The organism is Xenorhabdus indica (assembly GCF_014467235.1).
Classification (GTDB): Bacteria; Pseudomonadota; Gammaproteobacteria; order Enterobacterales; family Enterobacteriaceae; genus Xenorhabdus; species Xenorhabdus indica.
Genome location: NZ_NKHP01000009.1, coordinates 66,482 through 83,152, shown reverse-complemented (window position 1 = coordinate 83,152; position 16,671 = coordinate 66,482). Strand labels below are relative to the sequence as shown.

Sequence of the window (16,671 nt, the reverse complement as noted above, 5' to 3'; positions counted from 1 at the left end):
TTAATCCTTTCTATATTGATATGCTTCAAACCCGCCAGCATTCAGAGGTAAATCCGGTGCCCAATCGGGGTTTGTAGCTAACAATGAACTGAGATGTTCGGGTGAGTAATAAGATGTGTCTGGTGCTTCACTGATAATTTCGTCGTGTACTATCAGCACAATGTCATAACCCGCCGCTTCGATAAGCGGCATATTGCCAGCAAGTACATCACATGCTGCCGCTTGTGTGACGTTTTCGACCAGTTTCCCGCCGTAGGTTTTGAGCCGTTGCCATTTGCGACTGTACGGGTTAGTACCCATGTAACTGATCTGCCCGTCTTCAAGACGCGGTGAGGGGTAACAGACTGCGCGCCCAGACGGTAAAACCACACGCAGCCAAGCCCCATCGCGACGTACTTTTAACCTACGGCAAGGAATAGTGACACTGGGGGAGCTGATCGCCCGTTTTACGGCTTCTTCCAATTCATACCAGAACGACACCGTTTCAGTATGGGCATTACGCCACATGCGTTTGAGTGAATCGCAGGTGATAAAAACTCTTTCGCTCAGGCCGTAGGTCTGCTCCAGTTCGACCGACTTTTTATACCAGCTCATGGCATCCCGCTGAGTCGCTGCCTGTACATCACCCTCGGTCATTTCCTGTGTACGCTTTGCTAATTGTTTCTGTTCCTTCTCTACGGCTTCAACAGCCTCTTTTGCCAGTTCAATATCTACGTACACCACGATCATTAATTTCTTGATCACGGTACCAGAGAGCTAATTCAGCACCCTGATAATTCCATTTGGGCAGGCGCTTGTGTACTTCGCGCATAGCTTCAATATCCAGCCCTGCGTAAGCCACAAAACGCCGCCATTCTTCGGGATGGGTCTTACTGGTGGCACGGCGAATGGCGACATTTTTTGGATGGGGTTTACAGAATAACTGAATTAACGTCTTACCTTCTTTATCTTTCGCTTTATCCTGCGGTACGCCCAACACTTCACATAATGCGCCCAATGCACCGGGTAAGCCATGTGCCAGCGCCTGCACCATCGTGTCACGCCAGCGGCTAATAACATATTCACAACCGAGCCAGTAATAGCGTAAAACAGTGCGGTCAAAGTGGCTGTTATGGGCGAATAAAATAACGGTGGGATCGAGTAAACTTTTACGTAATTCGGCAGGTATGGGATATTACCAGTGGTGCGCCCATACCTGAACAGGGGTATTGTTAATCGCCCATGCAAATAACATAATTTCGGCATGTTCGGCGTAAATGTGAGTACCGTTTCTAATCGGTACTTCTCTAATCGGTACTTCACTGTAGGTTTCGAGATCGAGCCAGAGAATAGTATTATTCATAATAATTGGTTTTAAATTGGTGAGGGATACATGGGAAGTTTGAAAGATTTTGTCGATATTAAAAAACTAGTGATTACTGTTACTGTGGTAGTTTTTGTGCTTTACTATTTTATATTTGGGAATATAACTCGTGGGAATTCAACTGCAGAGTTCATTCCGACACGGGAAGAAATATTAGCAAAATACCCAATGTTTGAAGCGATAAATAAAATCGATCCAGAAAAGTTTGAGAGTGTATATAAAGAAATAAAATCTATGCCTTATACGGAAGATAAGGAAGTTCAGAATGAATTTATATTAAAGGTTTTGGCATCTCTTAATGTGTGGTTTGATAGCAGAATAGGAAGTTTATTAAACTCTGCCTCCGATGAGGCTGTAAATGAATATGGTAGGCATTTTATTAACTCCATTGGTATCTTATTAAAAAATGATCCTACTGGTGCCCAGTGTTTTAATACCGTATATCCTGGGGTGATCGGTGATCTTGATGTATTTAAATTAAAAGATGATATTAAAGGAATGGCGTACAAGACAAATTATTTGAATAGCATTGCAGATTCAATAGCTCGCAGTGGTAAAGTTGATAGATTACCTGTTGAACAAATCGAAGAAGCAATCTCAATTATCAATAATAAATTAGTCGAAAAATATGGGGACGATTACTATATTGAAGACCCAAAAGAATTGGCTAAACAACCTAGTTTAATATGCAGGAAAACTCTAGATTTATTGAGAGAAGTGTTAGCATTGGACCCCCATCTGTCCGCAGAGATTCTTCGTTACATAAATACACCTGAATAACTATATTTTTACTATCGCCCCGTAATAGCTAGCGGGGCGGTTTTTGTATATAGCCTCCCCTACTAGGCCTAATACCGCTCGCTTAAGCAAATTAAGATAAGCCATAATCGGCCTAAGATGATTGTCTAAGGCCGATTTTTATATCTGAATTTTCTCGTGAACTCCAGGCAACTGTGGCATTGAATTACCCAGAATCCCTGGATGCCTTCAGTCAAAACATTCCAATGGAATGGGTGACTGAAGTGGTTAAAGAAACAGGGCGAGCCACCGTGCGAAAACGTCGATTCCCCGCCGAACAAGCCGTCTGGCTAGTGCCGGGTATCGGTCTCATGAGAAACCGTTCTATCAATGATGTTTGTGATAAATTAGATTTGGCGTTTCCTGACGCGAAAGGGGGAACTGCCGTCATTAGCTTCAAGCCGTATCTCAAAAGCCCGATATCGAATTGGTGTTGAGCCATTACGACACCTTTTTCATACTACAGCCACCGAATGGGAAAAAGAAGAGACGGCTTATTCTACGTGTGGCCTGAAAATCCTCTGTGTGGATGGCACCCAGTTTAAAGTGCCCGAAACCGGCGATAATCAACAACGGGGTTATGCCTCAGGTAAAGCAACTTTTCCTTCTGTGTTGGCGGTCACCCTGATGTCCGCCCGAACACATCTTATCTCCGAGGTGGCGTTTGGCCCTGTCACTCAAAGTGAGATCAGCTACGCCCAATAACGGGTGGGTTCTGCTTCCAAAAATACTCTGACGTTGTTTGATCGAGGCTTCCTCTCTGCGGAGTTATTTCAGACATGGCAGGGCACCGGCAAAAATACCCACCGGAAAATGCATCCTCACCTTGAAAAAACCTGGCGGGCGCGCCTTATTCTGATCCCGGAACCCAATGGCGAAATTAAAGGTTTTATTACCTCTCTGGAATGCCCTGTGACGTTATCCCCTCAGAGTTCCTGACCGTGTACTGGGAACGATGGGAAACCGGGGAAGGCTATGGTGAACTGAAACAAAGGCAACTCAATAATACCGCTCTCCTGAGAAGCCAGACACGGGCAGGTATCTATCAGGAATTATGGGGCATATTGATCGTCTACAATCTGGTTCGGCTAGAGGCAAGTGCTCTTCAAAGCACCCCGTTATCCTCATAAAAAAAGAACCGCTCGTGCTTAAGCGAGCGGTATTACGGCTATGCCGGGGGATACTTTTTTTAGTTATTTTAATTGGACTTAGGAATCTTGGGGATGTAGCGCTCTATTGGCCATGTCGTAAACGCAAAAAACCAGAGTGCAATAAGAGGAACAAGCGGAAATGGTAAGCTCAAGCAAATAGCCAAGCCTAAGCCATAACCTGCTTTTTTAGCAATTCGATACATCGGAATGAACATAATTAACCATACCCCTACTATTAACAAAATAGTAAACAATACACTTCCATTATTTTCCATAAACATGACCTTTTAATATTGATTGTTAATTTCCGCCATATATTTTAGTTAAAGTTTAAAATACACATTTGTATTCGTTCAAACTTAGTTTTCATATAGCATTAAAATCAAACAAATAATAGAAAGGTTTTTACTTTTTCTTCTGCCCTCCTACAACCGGAACAATTTCAACTTTCCGACCATATCGGGCTGTTTGGGTTATGTTTTTATGACCGGATATCGCTTGTTTTTCTGCCAGCGTACAGATCGGAGATACCTTTCGCCTTTAATTCGTGAAATGTGAAATTAAAATCCAGATTCGGAAATTCCTCTTTTGCTGCTTGTTTGGCTTTTTCCATTAATTGTGAACGGGTCAATGTCAGAACGTCAGCTTGTTGGCATATTTTCGGTAATCTTTTTTGGTATCAAAGACCAGATCCTTAAAGTCAGCAGAAGCCAAAAATTGCTTGATTAAATTAGACACTGAATTTTCCTCCCATGACATGTCACAAAGAATTTTTTCGTATTCAGCCCAGATGATTGAAAACGGAGCATCCAGTGGACAGAGGGAGACGGATCCCCCTCTTGCCGGATGAAATTCGTATTTGGTTTTTCCCCGATAAACACGTTTTGGTAAACATTTATCGGCAGCATTTTTTCTTGTTCTGGCCATGATTACATGTTCTCAAAATCAGTCTCTTAAACAGTATGGGAACGACGTACAATAGACATTGGACTATTGAAATGTGTCCAGGTCGTTCTGGGTTTACCATCTTGGCGAATGATAAAGAAAATGCCATGTTTAGCCAGTGATTGGCACTGTTTGGAAAGTAATTCATACGAGTGCGCATTTTGAAGTCTCCATACGTACTTTGTTTCGGTGGTGCAATAAAATAGAACCTTGTATGACCCGCGCTAAACCCGCCACGAAAATTCCTGATGAGGATCTCATCGCAGATGTTCAAAATTTTCCCGATGACTATCAGTGGGAAAGGGCAAAACGTTTAGGTGTCTCGCAGTCGGCTATTCATTACGCTTTGAAACGACGGCGGCTCAGCCGTAAAAAAAACGTTAAAACACCCTCGCGCTAACCCTCAGTTCCGTCAGGCGTTTATTGAGCGCCTCAGTGACTATGAACAGACAGGTAAACCGATTATTTATCTAGATGAAAGTGGTTTTGCGCAATCGATGCCACGTCTACATGGCTATTCGCGAAAATACCTTCGTCACCCTGAGTGTATTTGCCAGAAACATTAATGCAGGTGTCTTTCATGCATGGGTGACGCAAGATTGACTGCCAAAGCTCCCACACGGTGCCGTGATCGTCATGGGCAATGCCCCTTTCCATAAACGCAATGACACGATACAAGCGATAGCAGATTAGCAGATAACCGATGTCAGTTAGAATGGCTTCCGCCTTACAGTCCGAATTTGAACCCTATCGAACATAAGTGGGCCGACGCAAAAGCGAAAAGAAGACGAGAAAGATGTTCAGTGGATGAGCTGTTTATGGAACACATAGAATGTGTCAATCTATATTGATTTAGATATATCTGGACATGCATGAGGCAATAAGGGATATCACCGACTATTTAGGCGGGTATTACAACTACATCCGTCCTCATAGCTTTAATGGGAGAATTTCTCCGGCTGAATACGAAAGACAGTGGAAAGTGGCTAAAAATGTGTCCGAAATGACCTGCGTTTATAAATACCCGAATCTGCATTTATCTTCGCCAACCTACATTCCATTTTCTCCGAACCACAATAACTGAAAATGAAACCCCAAATAGAGTGTGTAGGCAGAGTATCCGCGAAACAGTAGAAACTCACTCAATGTACTGGCTGAAGCGCAGGAGATAACCATCCGGATCTTGCACCAGAAATTCTCTCTGGCAGGTTACCGTCTCTCCAATACTGTAGTAGTTATCCCGGAGATTCCGAAACAGCGGTACGCCATGTTCTTCCAGGCGGGCAAGCACGAGCTCAATATCGTCTACCTCGATTTGGAAATTAACACCCCGGCCTAACGGCCTGACGAGTTCTGCCGTGTTCCATCCTTCAACATGATATTGCTCGAGCATCAATTGCGCCTTGCCGAGACAGATGTAGGCAAAATCGGGATCGCTGCGTCTTATCATGACGGTAAAGCCGAGTATGTCAGCATAAAAGCGCAGGGAGGCGAGAAAATCCACTTGGAGCCATTCACTCCAGCGGTGGAATGATTTTTTTGATGATAAATAGCTTGGCATTCACTGAGTAAATCATTTTCAAACTCAGTAATATAATAGAAGCCAACATATTAAACATAAGATGCTCTGTTGATGTTGACACTGTTGCAAAGTTTTGCTGGAGATGATTCCCCTACCACATTTTGTTATTTCTATTACTACAAACGCAATATGTTGTGACAATCGAGCTTCATTTTTTATAGAAATCAAACTTTGCAACAGTGTTATTTAATTTGGTTTTAAGCTTCTTGCTTCGTGGCCGCAAGAACAATTTCTCTGATACAGATATTTTGAGGTTGTCTGTAAGCATAATTTATAGCCTTAGCTATACCAATTTGCACTCACCAATAAATGACCTTATTGTGTATGACTTTTTCTTGCTTTTTCAGGGGAAAAAATACACTCATCGCTTTTTCATCACATACCGGAATTAAAAGGCATGAATGCCGGATTTTCCAAAATAAACCAAACGTTGCAAATCATAGCAAGTTGCCTTCAGAGTCATCACAAAATTGGCTCGCAGCTGGCCTGTCGTTCGGATAAATTTTTCACCCATCTGAGAGAATAAGCCAAAGGTATGTTCTACTCGTGCCCGGGTTTTCGCTATTTTTTTATTTCTGCCTTTCTGGCAGTCTGATAAGGGCTTATTGCGTGATGCTTTCCTCTGAATATGAACACGATAGCCCTGTTCCTTCAGCGCACGTTCACGCAACTGGCTGGCATAACAGCCGCAGTATGCAGCTGTGTGATTAAGATCAGTGCTGTCTTGCTTCAAAGCAAGAACAAACTATTTTTTATCTGACTGGAGGAAATCGAAATAGTCAGGTGTGACAAGAATTGGAATGAATTGCCCATTAGACAGTGATGAATTGGAGACATCTGATAATCTGAATTTCATTTCTTTACCCAGAGCAACTCGACTAAATACTATCGGGTAATCTTTAATTTTCGAACTTGTCATATACGTTCCTAGACTGACAAGTGTTGGCAGTGGTTTTGCCCCTTTCTCAACAATTACACTCATTTTGATATCAAGTTTACCGATATCTTTTTTTGCTTTTTTGACTCTCTCAAGCACATGTGAATCAATCATAACTCCAGCAAAAACATCTTCATGCGAATAGACATAAAAATTAGCACCATCGAATTGAGCCCCTTTTTCTGTATATGCCCCAACTTCAACAGGAACAGTAAAATGTGCATAGGAATCAAATTTCTTGCGATAGCATTCCACATATTCAGCATTTTTAAAAATCGTGGGGACTTTCTGTTTTAATTCGATGAGGTTCTTTGATTCTTTCCGTGAGTCTTCATAGTCATTACACCCTGACACTTCAATATCAATATCACCTTTAACCAGTTTATGTTCAACCGCGGTGAGGTCATCCGTATTCACTTTCGTTTCAACATCCACTTTACAGCCAGAAAGGATGAGTACTGAGCTTGCAACTACTAACCATTTTTTCATTTTAAATACCTTTATATCATTAAAGTATGTCCATATCATTATTATATTTAATCACAAAAAGTTCATAAAATTCACTATGTTTGTGACACCGCAAGCCGCTCGTTATAACGATTAGTCATGACAATCTCCCACAGGTCAAACACCTCTTCCAAATCTATTGACGTTTTGAGTTTGGCGAGAATGGCGTAATCGCCAATTTTCGGCGCATTGGACAGCGGATATTTCGCCAGAATTTCATGCCCGACCGTCGTTGGCAGGCGGCTGATAATAAAAATGTGTTCATCACGGTCGGCATCTGTGATAGTGATAGACCGTAGCGTAGGGTGTCATCAGAAATTAAGACTATGCTGTGCCATTTTTGATCCCTTAAAGTGATGGCACAGCAGCTTGTGTTTAAGTTCGGGTGTTCAGGCCGATAGGAATGATTTTAACGGGTTACAACCCCGTTATGCTACCGACTATTTTTTCTTGGTATTCGTTGACTAACAAACGCATCAAATTCGCTGTCTGAATCTGAACACTGAGGCCTTGATACTCGTTGACTAACAAACTCATCAAATTCACTGTCTGGATTTGAAGATTGAGGGTAGTACCACTTATACAAACCATAGGCGGTATCATGCCTCAGCTGTCTGTCCGCCTCCTCTGAATAATAGTGACCACCTCTATCTGTCCTATCAATAAAATAACGGCTTATATTGGGTATTGAACGGAATTGCGTCGTTGGATATACTCTTGTACCCCCTAACGAGCCTTTAACTGGCATATTGATATGATTAGCTAATGCTTGAGCAAGCCCATTTGCTCCAGAGTGGCAAGCTATTATTCTGACACATTGGATGTTTTGTCCTCTGTTTTTTATATCAGTTAATAATGCATTGACTGTTTTGCAAAAAACATTCAAATTCATTCCAAGATTATACATACATGCTCCAGCAAATAATATTGAACTACCCACTGGAGATCCGTGTCCTACAATATTGAGCCTATATCCAGGCTTATGTTTTGGTTTGTCTAAAAAATAATGAAATCGCTTCTCTTGATGAAAATTCACTTCAGTCGTTTTCTGCATCAACACATCATGAGTCATTGCGATAATATTGGAAATTGTGTGACGATACTGTCCCATACCCCCTCCTACATTCAATTCAGCTTTTAATACGTGGCAGATCTATGGGGTATGACTGAATGGGGGCATGAATGAGTGAAAACAGCGAAAACCAAATCAAATTATTAAATGAGAAATTAGCTCAAAATGCCCCACATATGCCCCAAGCTGTAAACAGTATTTAACTAATATATCAATTGGTTATCATATCATACCTGCATATTCATCACTTCACGATACGCACTATCCAGCTTATTCTTGACCTGAATACCCAATTGCAACGAGATACTCGCTTTCTGCATATTGACCATCACATCATTCAATTCCACACCTGGTACACCTAGAGTGAAATCTTGTGCCAGTTTAGTCGCATTCACGCGGTTTTGGTTTACTTTTTCTACCGCGGCGGTAAGATGACTGGCAAATCCTTCCTTTACCGGCATAGGCTTAGCGATATTGGCTGCTTGTAGTGCCTGCGTCTGCATTTGTTGTAGTACACCTTCAATTGCCTGAATTGACATAAAAACCTCGTGTTAAATCACCCTATTGGTTACGTGATTAAATGCCATATTAGCCGTGGGCTGGTTGGCAGTTTTTCCAGGCAGCCACCGTAACATAGCCCTTTCAATCTAAAGCGGGTAATTGAAGTAAAAATTCGAAGCTTATTGTGCCATTAAAAGATGTGTGAACAGCGAATAATGACGAGATTAATTATATCAATCGCTTTCAAGTTGCTTCGCAACGGCAAGTGGACGAGTTTTCAGCGGCATAATCAACCATGTCACTGGAGCAAATACTGCCAATCAAAAGGCAGCTTGAAAGATGAAAGGTATATACCCTATGGATTTCAAGGTTGCAACTTGAAAGACGACGGGTATACAAGAAAAGTTTTTTCGCTTGCGTATGGGGAGTCTGTTTTGTTACGCCACGCTTTTAGTATTCATGTTGACCAGCAAGGCAAGGATCGTCTATGAGTGCAGCAACGACCGACACTGAGAATCCACAGAAGGGTTTCAGTGCTATCATCAGTAAGATAAAAGCTGATCCGAAAGTTCCATTATTAGTTGCTGGCTCTGCTGCCATCGCTATTATCGTCGCCCTTTTTCTCTGGTTGCGCAGCCCTGATTATCGGGTGCTCTACAGCAATCTGAGTGATAAAGATGGCGGTGAGATCGTTACACAATTAACTCAAATGAATGTCCCTTACCGTTTTGCCGAAAACGGCTCTGCCATCATGATACCCACTGACAAGGTTCATGAGATCAGGCTGAAACTGGCACAACAAGGGTTACCGAAAGGAGGGGCCACAGGCTTTGAGTTATTGGATAAAGAGAAGTTCGGCATTAGCCAGTTTAGTGAACAAGTTAATTATCAACGTGCACTGGAAGGAGAATTAGCACGTACCATTGAATCACTCGGCCCTGTCCAGAGTGCCCGTGTTCATCTGGCATTGCCAAAGCCTTCCCTGTTTGTGCGTGAGCAGAAATCACCTTCTGCTTCCGTAACAGTAGGGTTACTGCAAGGCCGTATTCTGGATGAAGGACAAATCAATGCTATTGTCCATATGGTTTCAAGCAGTGTTGCCGGTTTACCACCAGGAAATGTCACCATTGTGGATCAGGCCGGGCGTCTGCTGACACAATCCGATGCTAACGGGCGTGATCTGAACACAACCCAGTTGAAGTACATACAGGAAGTCGAGAATCGCTTTCAGCATCGCATTGAAACTATTCTGGCACCTGTCGTTGGTCGTAACAATGTACATGCTCAAGTGACAGCGCAAATTGATTTTTCTCGCCGCGAAGAAACCGCAGAAGAATATAAACCTAACCAGCCACCTAATCAGGCTGCCGTTCGTTCAAAACAGACCAGTTCAAGCGAACAAAGTGGTGGGCCACTGGTTGGTGGTGTTCCGGGGGCTTTGTCAAATCAACCGAGTGCTGCACCAAGTGCCCCGATTGAGAAGCCTAAAACGAACACTAAAGGTGACGAAAAATCTGATCAAGGACGCAATAGTAATAATAGTAATAACCGCTATGAACGTATGATTAGCAACAATCGCAATAACCGTCATGATGAAACTATTAACTATGAAGTGGATCGCACCATTCGCCATACCCAGTTACAGGCTGGCGGCGTGGAGCGTCTCTCCGTTGCGGTTGTGGTTAATTACGCTACCGTTCAGGGAGAAAATGGCCCGGAAACTCAGGCTCTGACTCCAGAACAATTATCCCAGATTGAAGCATTGACCCGTGAAGCAATGGGTTTCTCTGCCGAACGCGGTGATAGTCTAAACGTCGTTAACACACCGTTCAATGACACATCCGAAGTGATAGAAACGCTGCCATTCTGGCAACACCCTGTCCTGTGGGAGAAATCATTAGAGTTGGGTCGTTGGTTACTGTTAGCGTTGGTTGCATGGTTGCTATGGCGCAAGATGATCGTGCCACAAATTGCTAAGAAACGAGCAACGGAAAAAGCAGCACTGGAAGCGCAGAAAAAACAGAGTAAGCAAAAAACTGAATCCCATGCTGAACTGGATGAAAAAATGCGCCGTCAGCTAGCTCGCCAACGTGTTAGTGCTGAGATCCAAAGCCAGCGTATCCGTGAACTTGCAGAAAAAGATCCTCGCGTAGTTGCGCTGGTGATCCGTCAATGGATGAGTAACGAACAATGAGTCTGACCGGAACAGAAAAAAGCGCCATCATGTTAATGACCCTGGGAGAAGATCAAGCAGCCGAGGTGTTTAAGCACCTGAACTCCAGGGAAGTTCAGCAATTAAGTATTGCGATGGCGGGGATGAGACAAATCTCCAATCAACAACTGGCAGAAGTACTGGCGGAATTTGAGGAAGATGCCGGACAGTTTGCTGCTCTTAGTATCAATGCCAACGATTACCTGCGCAGCGTATTGGTGAAAGCGTTGGGTGAAGAGCGGGCTTCCAGCCTGCTTGAGGATATTCTTGAGTCCCGCGATACCACAACGGGTATCGAAACCCTCAACTTTATGGAGCCTCAGACAGCAGCCGATATGATCCGTGATGAACATCCGCAGATCATTGCTACTATTCTGGTTCACCTGAACCGTGGTCAGGCAGCAGATATTCTCGCCATGTTTGATGATCGCCTGCGTAATGATGTCATGCTGCGTATTGCTACCTTTGGTGGAGTTCAGCCAGCCGCATTGGCTGAATTGACCGAAGTACTGAATAATCTGTTGGATGGTCAGAACCTGAAACGCAGCAAAATGGGGGGTATTCGTACTGCGGCTGAAATCATCAACCTGATGAAGAGTCAACAGGAAGAAAGTGTTATCGAAGCTGTTCGTACCTATGATGGTGAACTGGCGCAGAAAATCATTGATGAAATGTTCCTGTTCGAAAACCTCATTGGTGTGGACGATCGCAGCATCCAGCGTCTATTGCAGGAAATTACAACTGATTCGCTGTTGATTGCCTTGAAAGGCTGCGATCAAGCACTACGCGATCACTTCCTCAACAATATGTCGCAGCGTGCTGCTGAAATTATGCGTGATGATTTGGCAACCCGTGGTCCGGTTCGCATGTCTCAAGTGGAAGCTGAACAGAAAGCCATTCTGCTTGTGGTTCGTCGTCTGGCAGAAAGCGGGGAAATGATCCTGAACGGTGGTGACGATACCTATGTCTGATAATTCGAATAATGGAAACTGGCAGCTCTGGCTGCCAGGTGAATTGACTCAGTGGGAAACATTACAGGCAAAACTGGAGCAGGTTAAACTGGAATCACTGGACGATGAACAGGAGCGGCTGCAAGAACAGGCCAGAATACTGGATGAGTTGAAGGAACAAGCGCGTCAGACTGGCCATGAGCAAGGTTTTACTGAAGGGCAATCCCGTGGATACGAACAAGGGATTGAGGAAGGACGACAAGCCGGGTTTGAACAGGGGTTACAGGAAGCCAGAGAGCAACAACAGGCGATTATCGGACAGTGGAAAGTACTGTTAATTGATTTTAACCATTCGCTGGATGGATTAGATACTGTTATTGCTTCACGTCTGATGCAGCTTTCCCTGACTGCTGCTCAGCACATTCTTGGGCAACCAGCAGTTTGTGATGGTACAGCCTTGCTGAATCAGATCCGTGAATTTATCCAGCAGGAGCCACTACTCAGTGGCAAGCCACAATTGCGTGTTCATCCACAAAATATCCCATTGGTTGAACAACAGTTGGGTGAGATCCTGAAACTGCATGGCTGGCGTTTGATTGCTGACAATCAACTGCATCCGGGAGGCTGTAAAGTCAGCGCTGATGATGGCGATCTGGATGCCAGTCTGGCGACACGCTGGCATGAAATGTGCCGTCTGGCAGTATCAGGAGAATTGTGATGACGGCAAGACTTGGGCGCTGGCTGGCCACATTAGATGCAATGGAAAAACGTCTGGATAAGACACCAAAAGTACGTCGTTATGGGCGTTTGACCCGCGCCACAGGTTTGGTACTCGAAGCAACAGGTTTACATCTGCCTCTGGGGGCAACCTGTCTTATCGAACGGCAAAATGGCAATGCCATCGAAGAAGTTGAAAGTGAGGTCGTCGGCTTTAATGGCGAAAAATTGTTATTGATGCCTTTAGAAGAGTTAGAAGGTATTGTCCCCGGCGCCCGTGTTTATGCCCGTTCTTACGGAACAGATGCTAGTAGTGGACGCCGTTTGCCATTAGGGCCAGAGTTACTTGGCAGAGTGTTGGATGGCGCAGGCCGTCCCCTTGATGGACTACCTGTCCCTGATACAAATTACCGTGCTCCTTTGACGACACCACCACTCAATCCTCTGCAACGCACTCCTATCAGTGACGTACTGGATGTTGGTGTTCGTGCTATCAACGCCTTACTAACCGTTGGTCGTGGACAGCGCATGGGATTGTTTGCGGGTTCAGGCGTCGGTAAAAGTGTGCTCCTTGGCATGATGGCTCGTTACACCCAAGCTGACGTTATCGTTGTTGGCCTGATTGGTGAACGTGGCCGGGAAGTTAAAGATTTCATCGAAAATATTTTAGGTGAAGAAGGCTTATCCCGTTCAGTTGTTGTCGCGGCACCTGCTGATATCTCTCCGTTACTGCGCATGCAGGGGGCTTCCTATGCTACTCGCATTGCTGAAGATTTTCGCGATCGCGGCAAGCACGTTTTATTGATTATGGATTCCCTTACCCGTTACAGCATGGCGCAACGTGAAATTGCACTGGCTATCGGTGAGCCTCCTGCAACCAAAGGTTACCCCCCTTCTGTGTTTGCTAAATTACCGGCACTGGTAGAGCGAGCGGGTAATGGTGTCAGTGATGGTGGCTCAATTACGGCCTTTTATACCGTGCTGACAGAGGGTGATGACCAACAAGATCCGATTGCCGATTCTGCTCGTGCCATTCTGGACGGCCATATCGTGCTGTCGCGAACATTGGCAGAATCCGGGCATTACCCTGCCATTGATATTGAAGCATCAATCAGCCGTGCCATGACTGCACTGATTGATAATACCCATTATCGGCGGGTACAGCAGTTCAAACAGCTACTTTCCAGCTACCAGCGTAACCGGGATCTTATTAATGTCGGTGCTTACGCTGCCGGTAGTGATCCTTTGTTGGACAGGGCGATTGAACTGTATCCGCATATGGCCCAATTCCTGCGTCAAGACATTGAGGAACGTAGTGAATACGATGCAGCATGTATCCAACTGCAACAGTTATTACCGATCTAAGATGCTGAGGAAATAAATGCAACAACACTCCCCTCTTATGACTTTGCGTGACCTTGCTCAGGACGCAGCAAAAAAAGCCGCAGTACAGCTTGCACAGGTGCGGCAGAGTCATCAGCAAATGGAGCAGCAACTCGCAGCGTTAATGGATTATCAGGATGAATACCGTACACGTTTAAACACCACACTCACCGCCGGCATGTCCAGCTCAACGTGGCAAAATTATCAGCAGTTCATGAAAACGCTGGAAATGGCAATTGAACAACACAAATTACAGCTCAATCAATGGAAAAAACGGCTTGAGCAAGCCATGTCACAGTGGCAGGAAAAACAGCAGCGTCTGAATGCCTTCGACACTCTGCAACAGCGGGCAGAACATAATTTGAAGTTACACCAAAATCGCATGGAGCAAAAACAAATGGACGAGTACGCACAACGTGGTGCACAACGGAGAATGAAACAATGAATCTCACTCTTTCGCCTACTGATTTAACATCGACGGAAAAAGCGGCAGGAAAAAATCAACAGCCCCTGTTGGACGGTAACGTGTCTAAAGACAAGGCACCGGAATTTGGGCAGTTTCTCAATAAAGAGACGGACACTTTACAGAAAGCCTCTGTTCAGACCCGTTCTGCTCAACGCAATTCTGCTAAAACCAATTCAGATCAAAGCAATAAAGTCCACAGAAATAGTGAGAATGGTGAGAAACGTTCCACTGATAACAAAATAGAAGGTGAATTAATCCCCTCATTAGTTGTAACTGGTCAAACAACCATACAGGATAAATTTTCGGCATTACCTTCAACATCAGCTTCAATACCAGACAGTGATGCAGAACTTACCTTGCTGGACGATGAAGACCCTTTGTCTGCTGAAACGTTGATCAACGCTATGCCTATTCAGCTAGCCGGATTAATCAGTCGCCAGTCAACCGGGGGCAGTTCAGAAAATCCAGATGACTTGTCAGACATTGACAACAGCATTGATGGCACGTTAACTGACAAACTTGGCAAAAAAGCCAAAGGAGATGGAGATATAGTGCTGGTGACAACAGGTCTGGCAGAGCATACCGAAGATAAGGGTTTAGATGACGAAATCCGCTCTTTTATCAGGCAAGATACTACCCCGATCAGCAATGGACAAACTTCTGTTAAAAACCGATCCGTATGGGTATCAACGAGCGGAAAAGTGAAATCAACTGCTAACAATTCTGACCAAAATTCGATTCCATTAACGAATGGAAAAGAGAATAACGGGAAAGAGTTCGCGCTCATGCAAGGGGCATCAACATTAGCAACGGCTTCTACGGAGACTTTCCCTTCTGGAGCACTACACGCCCTGTTTACTTCTCCCCAAATTTCTGCGAGCCATCAAACAAACGGACAATTTCAGTTAAATGGTACACCTGCACCTTTACTAAGCGCCCATCTTGGCAGCGAAGAATGGCAGCAGCAACTAAACCAACACGTGTTGTTTTTTAACCGTAATGGATTACAACAAGCTGAATTGCGCTTACACCCGCAAGAACTGGGGGCACTGCATGTCCGCATGAATGTTGAAGATAATCAGGCTCAATTACATTTTGTCTCTGCCCATCACCATGTCCGTGCCACTTTGGAAGCAGCTCTGCCTAATCTTCGCGATGCGCTGGCAGAAAATGGCATCCAACTGGCTCAAAGCAGTGTAGGGAGTGAGACATCGGGGAATTGGCAACAGGAACAATCAGAAAATCCACAGCAACAGGCCAATACCCGAACCCATGCTGCAAGTAATGGAACACTAGCAGCAACATCAGTGCCAACAACTCATGAATCAACGATCCGAATGACTCCTCAACAACTCGCTTCAAGTCGGGGGGGCGTTGATATTTTCGCCTGATTATCTGCCTGATTTCATCATTTACAGCAATAACTGTAAAAAAACGAAACAAGGCCGATAACAAACGCGTGAGTTAATGGTTTTTTCCACGTTTGTTCCTGCTATTGCCGGAACAAAGACGCGGGATAATTGATATTGAATTTGATGAATAAGGAGCTCCGCCACGGAATGCGCGGTATCTTATTCGTTACAGAAAACAGGAATTCGTCTGTCCATGTCTGATTATAGCTACGAACGTAAACGCACAAATCCAATTTGGATGATACTGTTAATACTGATTGCTGTTCTTAGTACCACCATCGGGGGATATAGCTGGTGGACAATGACACAATCCAGCAATAACAGTTCAGAAAAAGCCAAAGTCATTCATACTCCGGTATTCATGGCATTGGAGCCTTTCACCGTCAATCTGATCGACAACGAAGATCATTTTGATCGTGTTTTGTATGTCGGGGTGACATTACGTCTGCCCGATGGAACAACTCGTCAGCGCTTCCATGATTATCTGCCAGAAGTTCGTAGCCGTATGCTGCTGTTACTATCCCGCCAGAAATCGACTGTTCTGGCGAAAGATGACGGCAAAGTACGTTTAGTGGAAGACATTAAACAGACACTGAGCCCGACACTGATACCCGGTGAACCTGATCAGGTGATCACCGATGTATTGTTTACTACGTTTATTCTGCGATAATCACG

At 44.4% G+C, this 16,671-nt stretch carries 17 protein-coding genes and 6 pseudogenes; 13 read left to right on the top strand and 10 right to left on the bottom strand.

The genetic code is table 11. The annotated features are described in order from the left end of the window. Positions 1-1,342 (bottom strand): annotated as a pseudogene (locus Xind_RS09000) (hypothetical protein). Positions 1,343-1,372: 30 nt separating this feature from the next. Between Xind_RS09000 and Xind_RS08995 the strand changes: the two are divergent. From Xind_RS08995 to Xind_RS20135, 4 genes are all read left to right on the top strand, one after another. Beyond that, on the top strand, positions 1,373-2,143 hold the full coding sequence (locus Xind_RS08995; RefSeq protein ID WP_047683871.1) for a hypothetical protein: 771 nt from the start codon (positions 1,373-1,375) through the stop codon (positions 2,141-2,143). A 173-nt stretch (positions 2,144-2,316) separates the two neighbouring features. Then, positions 2,317-2,598 (top strand): transposase domain-containing protein, encoded by a 282-nt coding sequence (locus Xind_RS20145; RefSeq protein WP_052189657.1) that lies wholly within the window; start codon positions 2,317-2,319, stop codon positions 2,596-2,598. Continuing rightward, positions 2,513-2,866 carry a transposase gene (locus tag Xind_RS23140; RefSeq protein ID WP_338114342.1) on the top strand — a complete coding sequence of 118 codons (354 nt, stop codon included), beginning with the start codon at positions 2,513-2,515 and terminating at the stop codon, positions 2,864-2,866. The genes Xind_RS20145 and Xind_RS23140 overlap by 86 nt, the downstream gene beginning before the upstream one ends. Before the next feature lie 236 nt (positions 2,867-3,102). After that, entirely contained in the window at positions 3,103-3,291 is a 189-nt protein-coding gene (locus tag Xind_RS20135; RefSeq protein ID WP_052189663.1) for a hypothetical protein, read from the top strand. Between the two features lie 68 nt (positions 3,292-3,359). Here Xind_RS20135 and Xind_RS08985 read toward each other — a convergent pair whose 3' ends face one another. The 4 genes and pseudogenes from Xind_RS08985 to Xind_RS08975 all read right to left on the bottom strand — a co-directional run. Then, positions 3,360-3,587 carry a hypothetical protein gene (locus tag Xind_RS08985; protein WP_187649929.1) on the bottom strand — a complete coding sequence of 76 codons (228 nt, stop codon included), beginning with the start codon at positions 3,585-3,587 and terminating at the stop codon, positions 3,360-3,362. Positions 3,588-3,717: 130 nt separating this feature from the next. Continuing rightward, positions 3,718-3,919, bottom strand: a pseudogene (locus Xind_RS23135) (site-specific integrase); the annotation flags it as partial. A 26-nt stretch (positions 3,920-3,945) separates the two neighbouring features. Continuing rightward, complete coding sequence (locus tag Xind_RS23130; protein WP_047683876.1) at positions 3,946-4,239, bottom strand: hypothetical protein; 294 nt, start codon at positions 4,237-4,239, stop codon at positions 3,946-3,948. A gap of 26 nt (positions 4,240-4,265) precedes the next feature. Continuing rightward, positions 4,266-4,382, bottom strand: a pseudogene (locus Xind_RS08975) (DUF4224 domain-containing protein); the annotation flags it as partial. A gap of 23 nt (positions 4,383-4,405) precedes the next feature. On the opposite strand from Xind_RS08975, the pseudogene Xind_RS08970 reads away from it, so the two are divergent. Together Xind_RS08970 and Xind_RS24050 are read left to right on the top strand one after the other, a co-directional pair. Continuing rightward, positions 4,406-4,657, top strand: a pseudogene (locus tag Xind_RS08970) (IS630 transposase-related protein); the annotation flags it as partial. A 310-nt stretch (positions 4,658-4,967) separates the two neighbouring features. Further along, positions 4,968-5,108 (top strand): annotated as a pseudogene (locus Xind_RS24050) (transposase); the annotation flags it as partial. A 287-nt stretch (positions 5,109-5,395) separates the two neighbouring features. On the opposite strand, the gene Xind_RS08960 reads toward Xind_RS24050, so the two are convergent. From Xind_RS08960 to fliE, 5 genes and pseudogenes are all read right to left on the bottom strand, one after another. Further along, complete coding sequence (locus tag Xind_RS08960; RefSeq protein WP_187649888.1) at positions 5,396-5,818, bottom strand: bleomycin resistance protein; 423 nt, start codon at positions 5,816-5,818, stop codon at positions 5,396-5,398. 409 nt (positions 5,819-6,227) lie between these two features. Then, positions 6,228-6,521 (bottom strand): annotated as a pseudogene (locus tag Xind_RS08955) (transposase); the annotation flags it as partial. 63 nt (positions 6,522-6,584) lie between these two features. After that, on the bottom strand, positions 6,585-7,265 hold the full coding sequence (locus tag Xind_RS08950) for a DUF7424 family protein (protein ID WP_187649887.1): 681 nt from the start codon (positions 7,263-7,265) through the stop codon (positions 6,585-6,587). Positions 7,266-7,716: 451 nt separating this feature from the next. Further along, positions 7,717-8,394: a hypothetical protein gene (locus tag Xind_RS08945; RefSeq protein ID WP_187649886.1), complete on the bottom strand. Its 678-nt coding sequence runs from the start codon at positions 8,392-8,394 to the stop codon at positions 7,717-7,719. 188 nt (positions 8,395-8,582) lie between these two features. Next, a complete protein-coding gene (gene fliE / locus Xind_RS08940) occupies positions 8,583-8,894 on the bottom strand; it encodes a flagellar hook-basal body complex protein FliE (protein WP_187649885.1) in 312 nt (103 codons plus the stop codon). A gap of 449 nt (positions 8,895-9,343) precedes the next feature. Between fliE and fliF the strand changes: the two genes are divergently transcribed. From fliF to fliL, 7 genes are all read left to right on the top strand, one after another. After that, positions 9,344-11,050, top strand: coding sequence for a flagellar basal-body MS-ring/collar protein FliF (gene fliF / locus Xind_RS08935; RefSeq protein WP_047681191.1), 1,707 nt, complete (start codon positions 9,344-9,346; stop codon positions 11,048-11,050). Then, a complete protein-coding gene (gene fliG, locus Xind_RS08930; RefSeq protein ID WP_047681188.1) occupies positions 11,047-12,039 on the top strand; it encodes a flagellar motor switch protein FliG in 993 nt (330 codons plus the stop codon). Before fliF ends, fliG begins: the two co-directional genes overlap by 4 nt. Next, positions 12,032-12,736 carry a flagellar assembly protein FliH gene (gene fliH, locus Xind_RS08925; RefSeq protein ID WP_187649884.1) on the top strand — a complete coding sequence of 235 codons (705 nt, stop codon included), beginning with the start codon at positions 12,032-12,034 and terminating at the stop codon, positions 12,734-12,736. The genes fliG and fliH overlap by 8 nt, the downstream gene beginning before the upstream one ends. Continuing rightward, a complete protein-coding gene (gene fliI / locus Xind_RS08920) occupies positions 12,736-14,100 on the top strand; it encodes a flagellar protein export ATPase FliI (protein ID WP_047681182.1) in 1,365 nt (454 codons plus the stop codon). Before fliH ends, fliI begins: the two co-directional genes overlap by 1 nt. A gap of 16 nt (positions 14,101-14,116) precedes the next feature. After that, positions 14,117-14,563, top strand: coding sequence for a flagellar export protein FliJ (gene fliJ / locus Xind_RS08915; RefSeq protein WP_047681180.1), 447 nt, complete (start codon positions 14,117-14,119; stop codon positions 14,561-14,563). Further along, positions 14,560-15,975 carry a flagellar hook-length control protein FliK gene (locus Xind_RS08910; RefSeq protein WP_187649883.1) on the top strand — a complete coding sequence of 472 codons (1,416 nt, stop codon included), beginning with the start codon at positions 14,560-14,562 and terminating at the stop codon, positions 15,973-15,975. Before fliJ ends, Xind_RS08910 begins: the two co-directional genes overlap by 4 nt. A 214-nt stretch (positions 15,976-16,189) precedes the next feature. Beyond that, entirely contained in the window at positions 16,190-16,666 is a 477-nt protein-coding gene (fliL, locus tag Xind_RS08905; protein ID WP_047681177.1) for a flagellar basal body-associated protein FliL, read from the top strand. The last annotated feature ends 5 nt before the right edge of the window (positions 16,667-16,671 follow it).

Coding starts and splice junctions, on each gene's coding strand:
- Xind_RS08995 (WP_047683871.1), top strand. CDS start 1,373: ATGGGAAGTTTGAAAGATTTTGTCGATATTAAAAAACTAGTGATTACT.
- Xind_RS08985 (WP_187649929.1), bottom strand. CDS start 3,587: ATGGAAAATAATGGAAGTGTATTGTTTACTATTTTGTTAATAGTAGGG.
- Xind_RS23130 (WP_047683876.1), bottom strand. CDS start 4,239: ATGGCCAGAACAAGAAAAAATGCTGCCGATAAATGTTTACCAAAACGT.
- Xind_RS08960 (WP_187649888.1), bottom strand. CDS start 5,818: ATGCCAAGCTATTTATCATCAAAAAAATCATTCCACCGCTGGAGTGAA.
- Xind_RS08950 (WP_187649887.1), bottom strand. CDS start 7,265: ATGAAAAAATGGTTAGTAGTTGCAAGCTCAGTACTCATCCTTTCTGGC.
- Xind_RS08945 (WP_187649886.1), bottom strand. CDS start 8,394: ATGGGACAGTATCGTCACACAATTTCCAATATTATCGCAATGACTCAT.
- fliE (WP_187649885.1), bottom strand. CDS start 8,894: ATGTCAATTCAGGCAATTGAAGGTGTACTACAACAAATGCAGACGCAG.
- fliF (WP_047681191.1), top strand. CDS start 9,344: ATGAGTGCAGCAACGACCGACACTGAGAATCCACAGAAGGGTTTCAGT.
- fliG (WP_047681188.1), top strand. CDS start 11,047: ATGAGTCTGACCGGAACAGAAAAAAGCGCCATCATGTTAATGACCCTG.
- fliH (WP_187649884.1), top strand. CDS start 12,032: ATGTCTGATAATTCGAATAATGGAAACTGGCAGCTCTGGCTGCCAGGT.
- fliI (WP_047681182.1), top strand. CDS start 12,736: ATGACGGCAAGACTTGGGCGCTGGCTGGCCACATTAGATGCAATGGAA.
- fliJ (WP_047681180.1), top strand. CDS start 14,117: ATGCAACAACACTCCCCTCTTATGACTTTGCGTGACCTTGCTCAGGAC.
- Xind_RS08910 (WP_187649883.1), top strand. CDS start 14,560: ATGAATCTCACTCTTTCGCCTACTGATTTAACATCGACGGAAAAAGCG.
- fliL (WP_047681177.1), top strand. CDS start 16,190: ATGTCTGATTATAGCTACGAACGTAAACGCACAAATCCAATTTGGATG.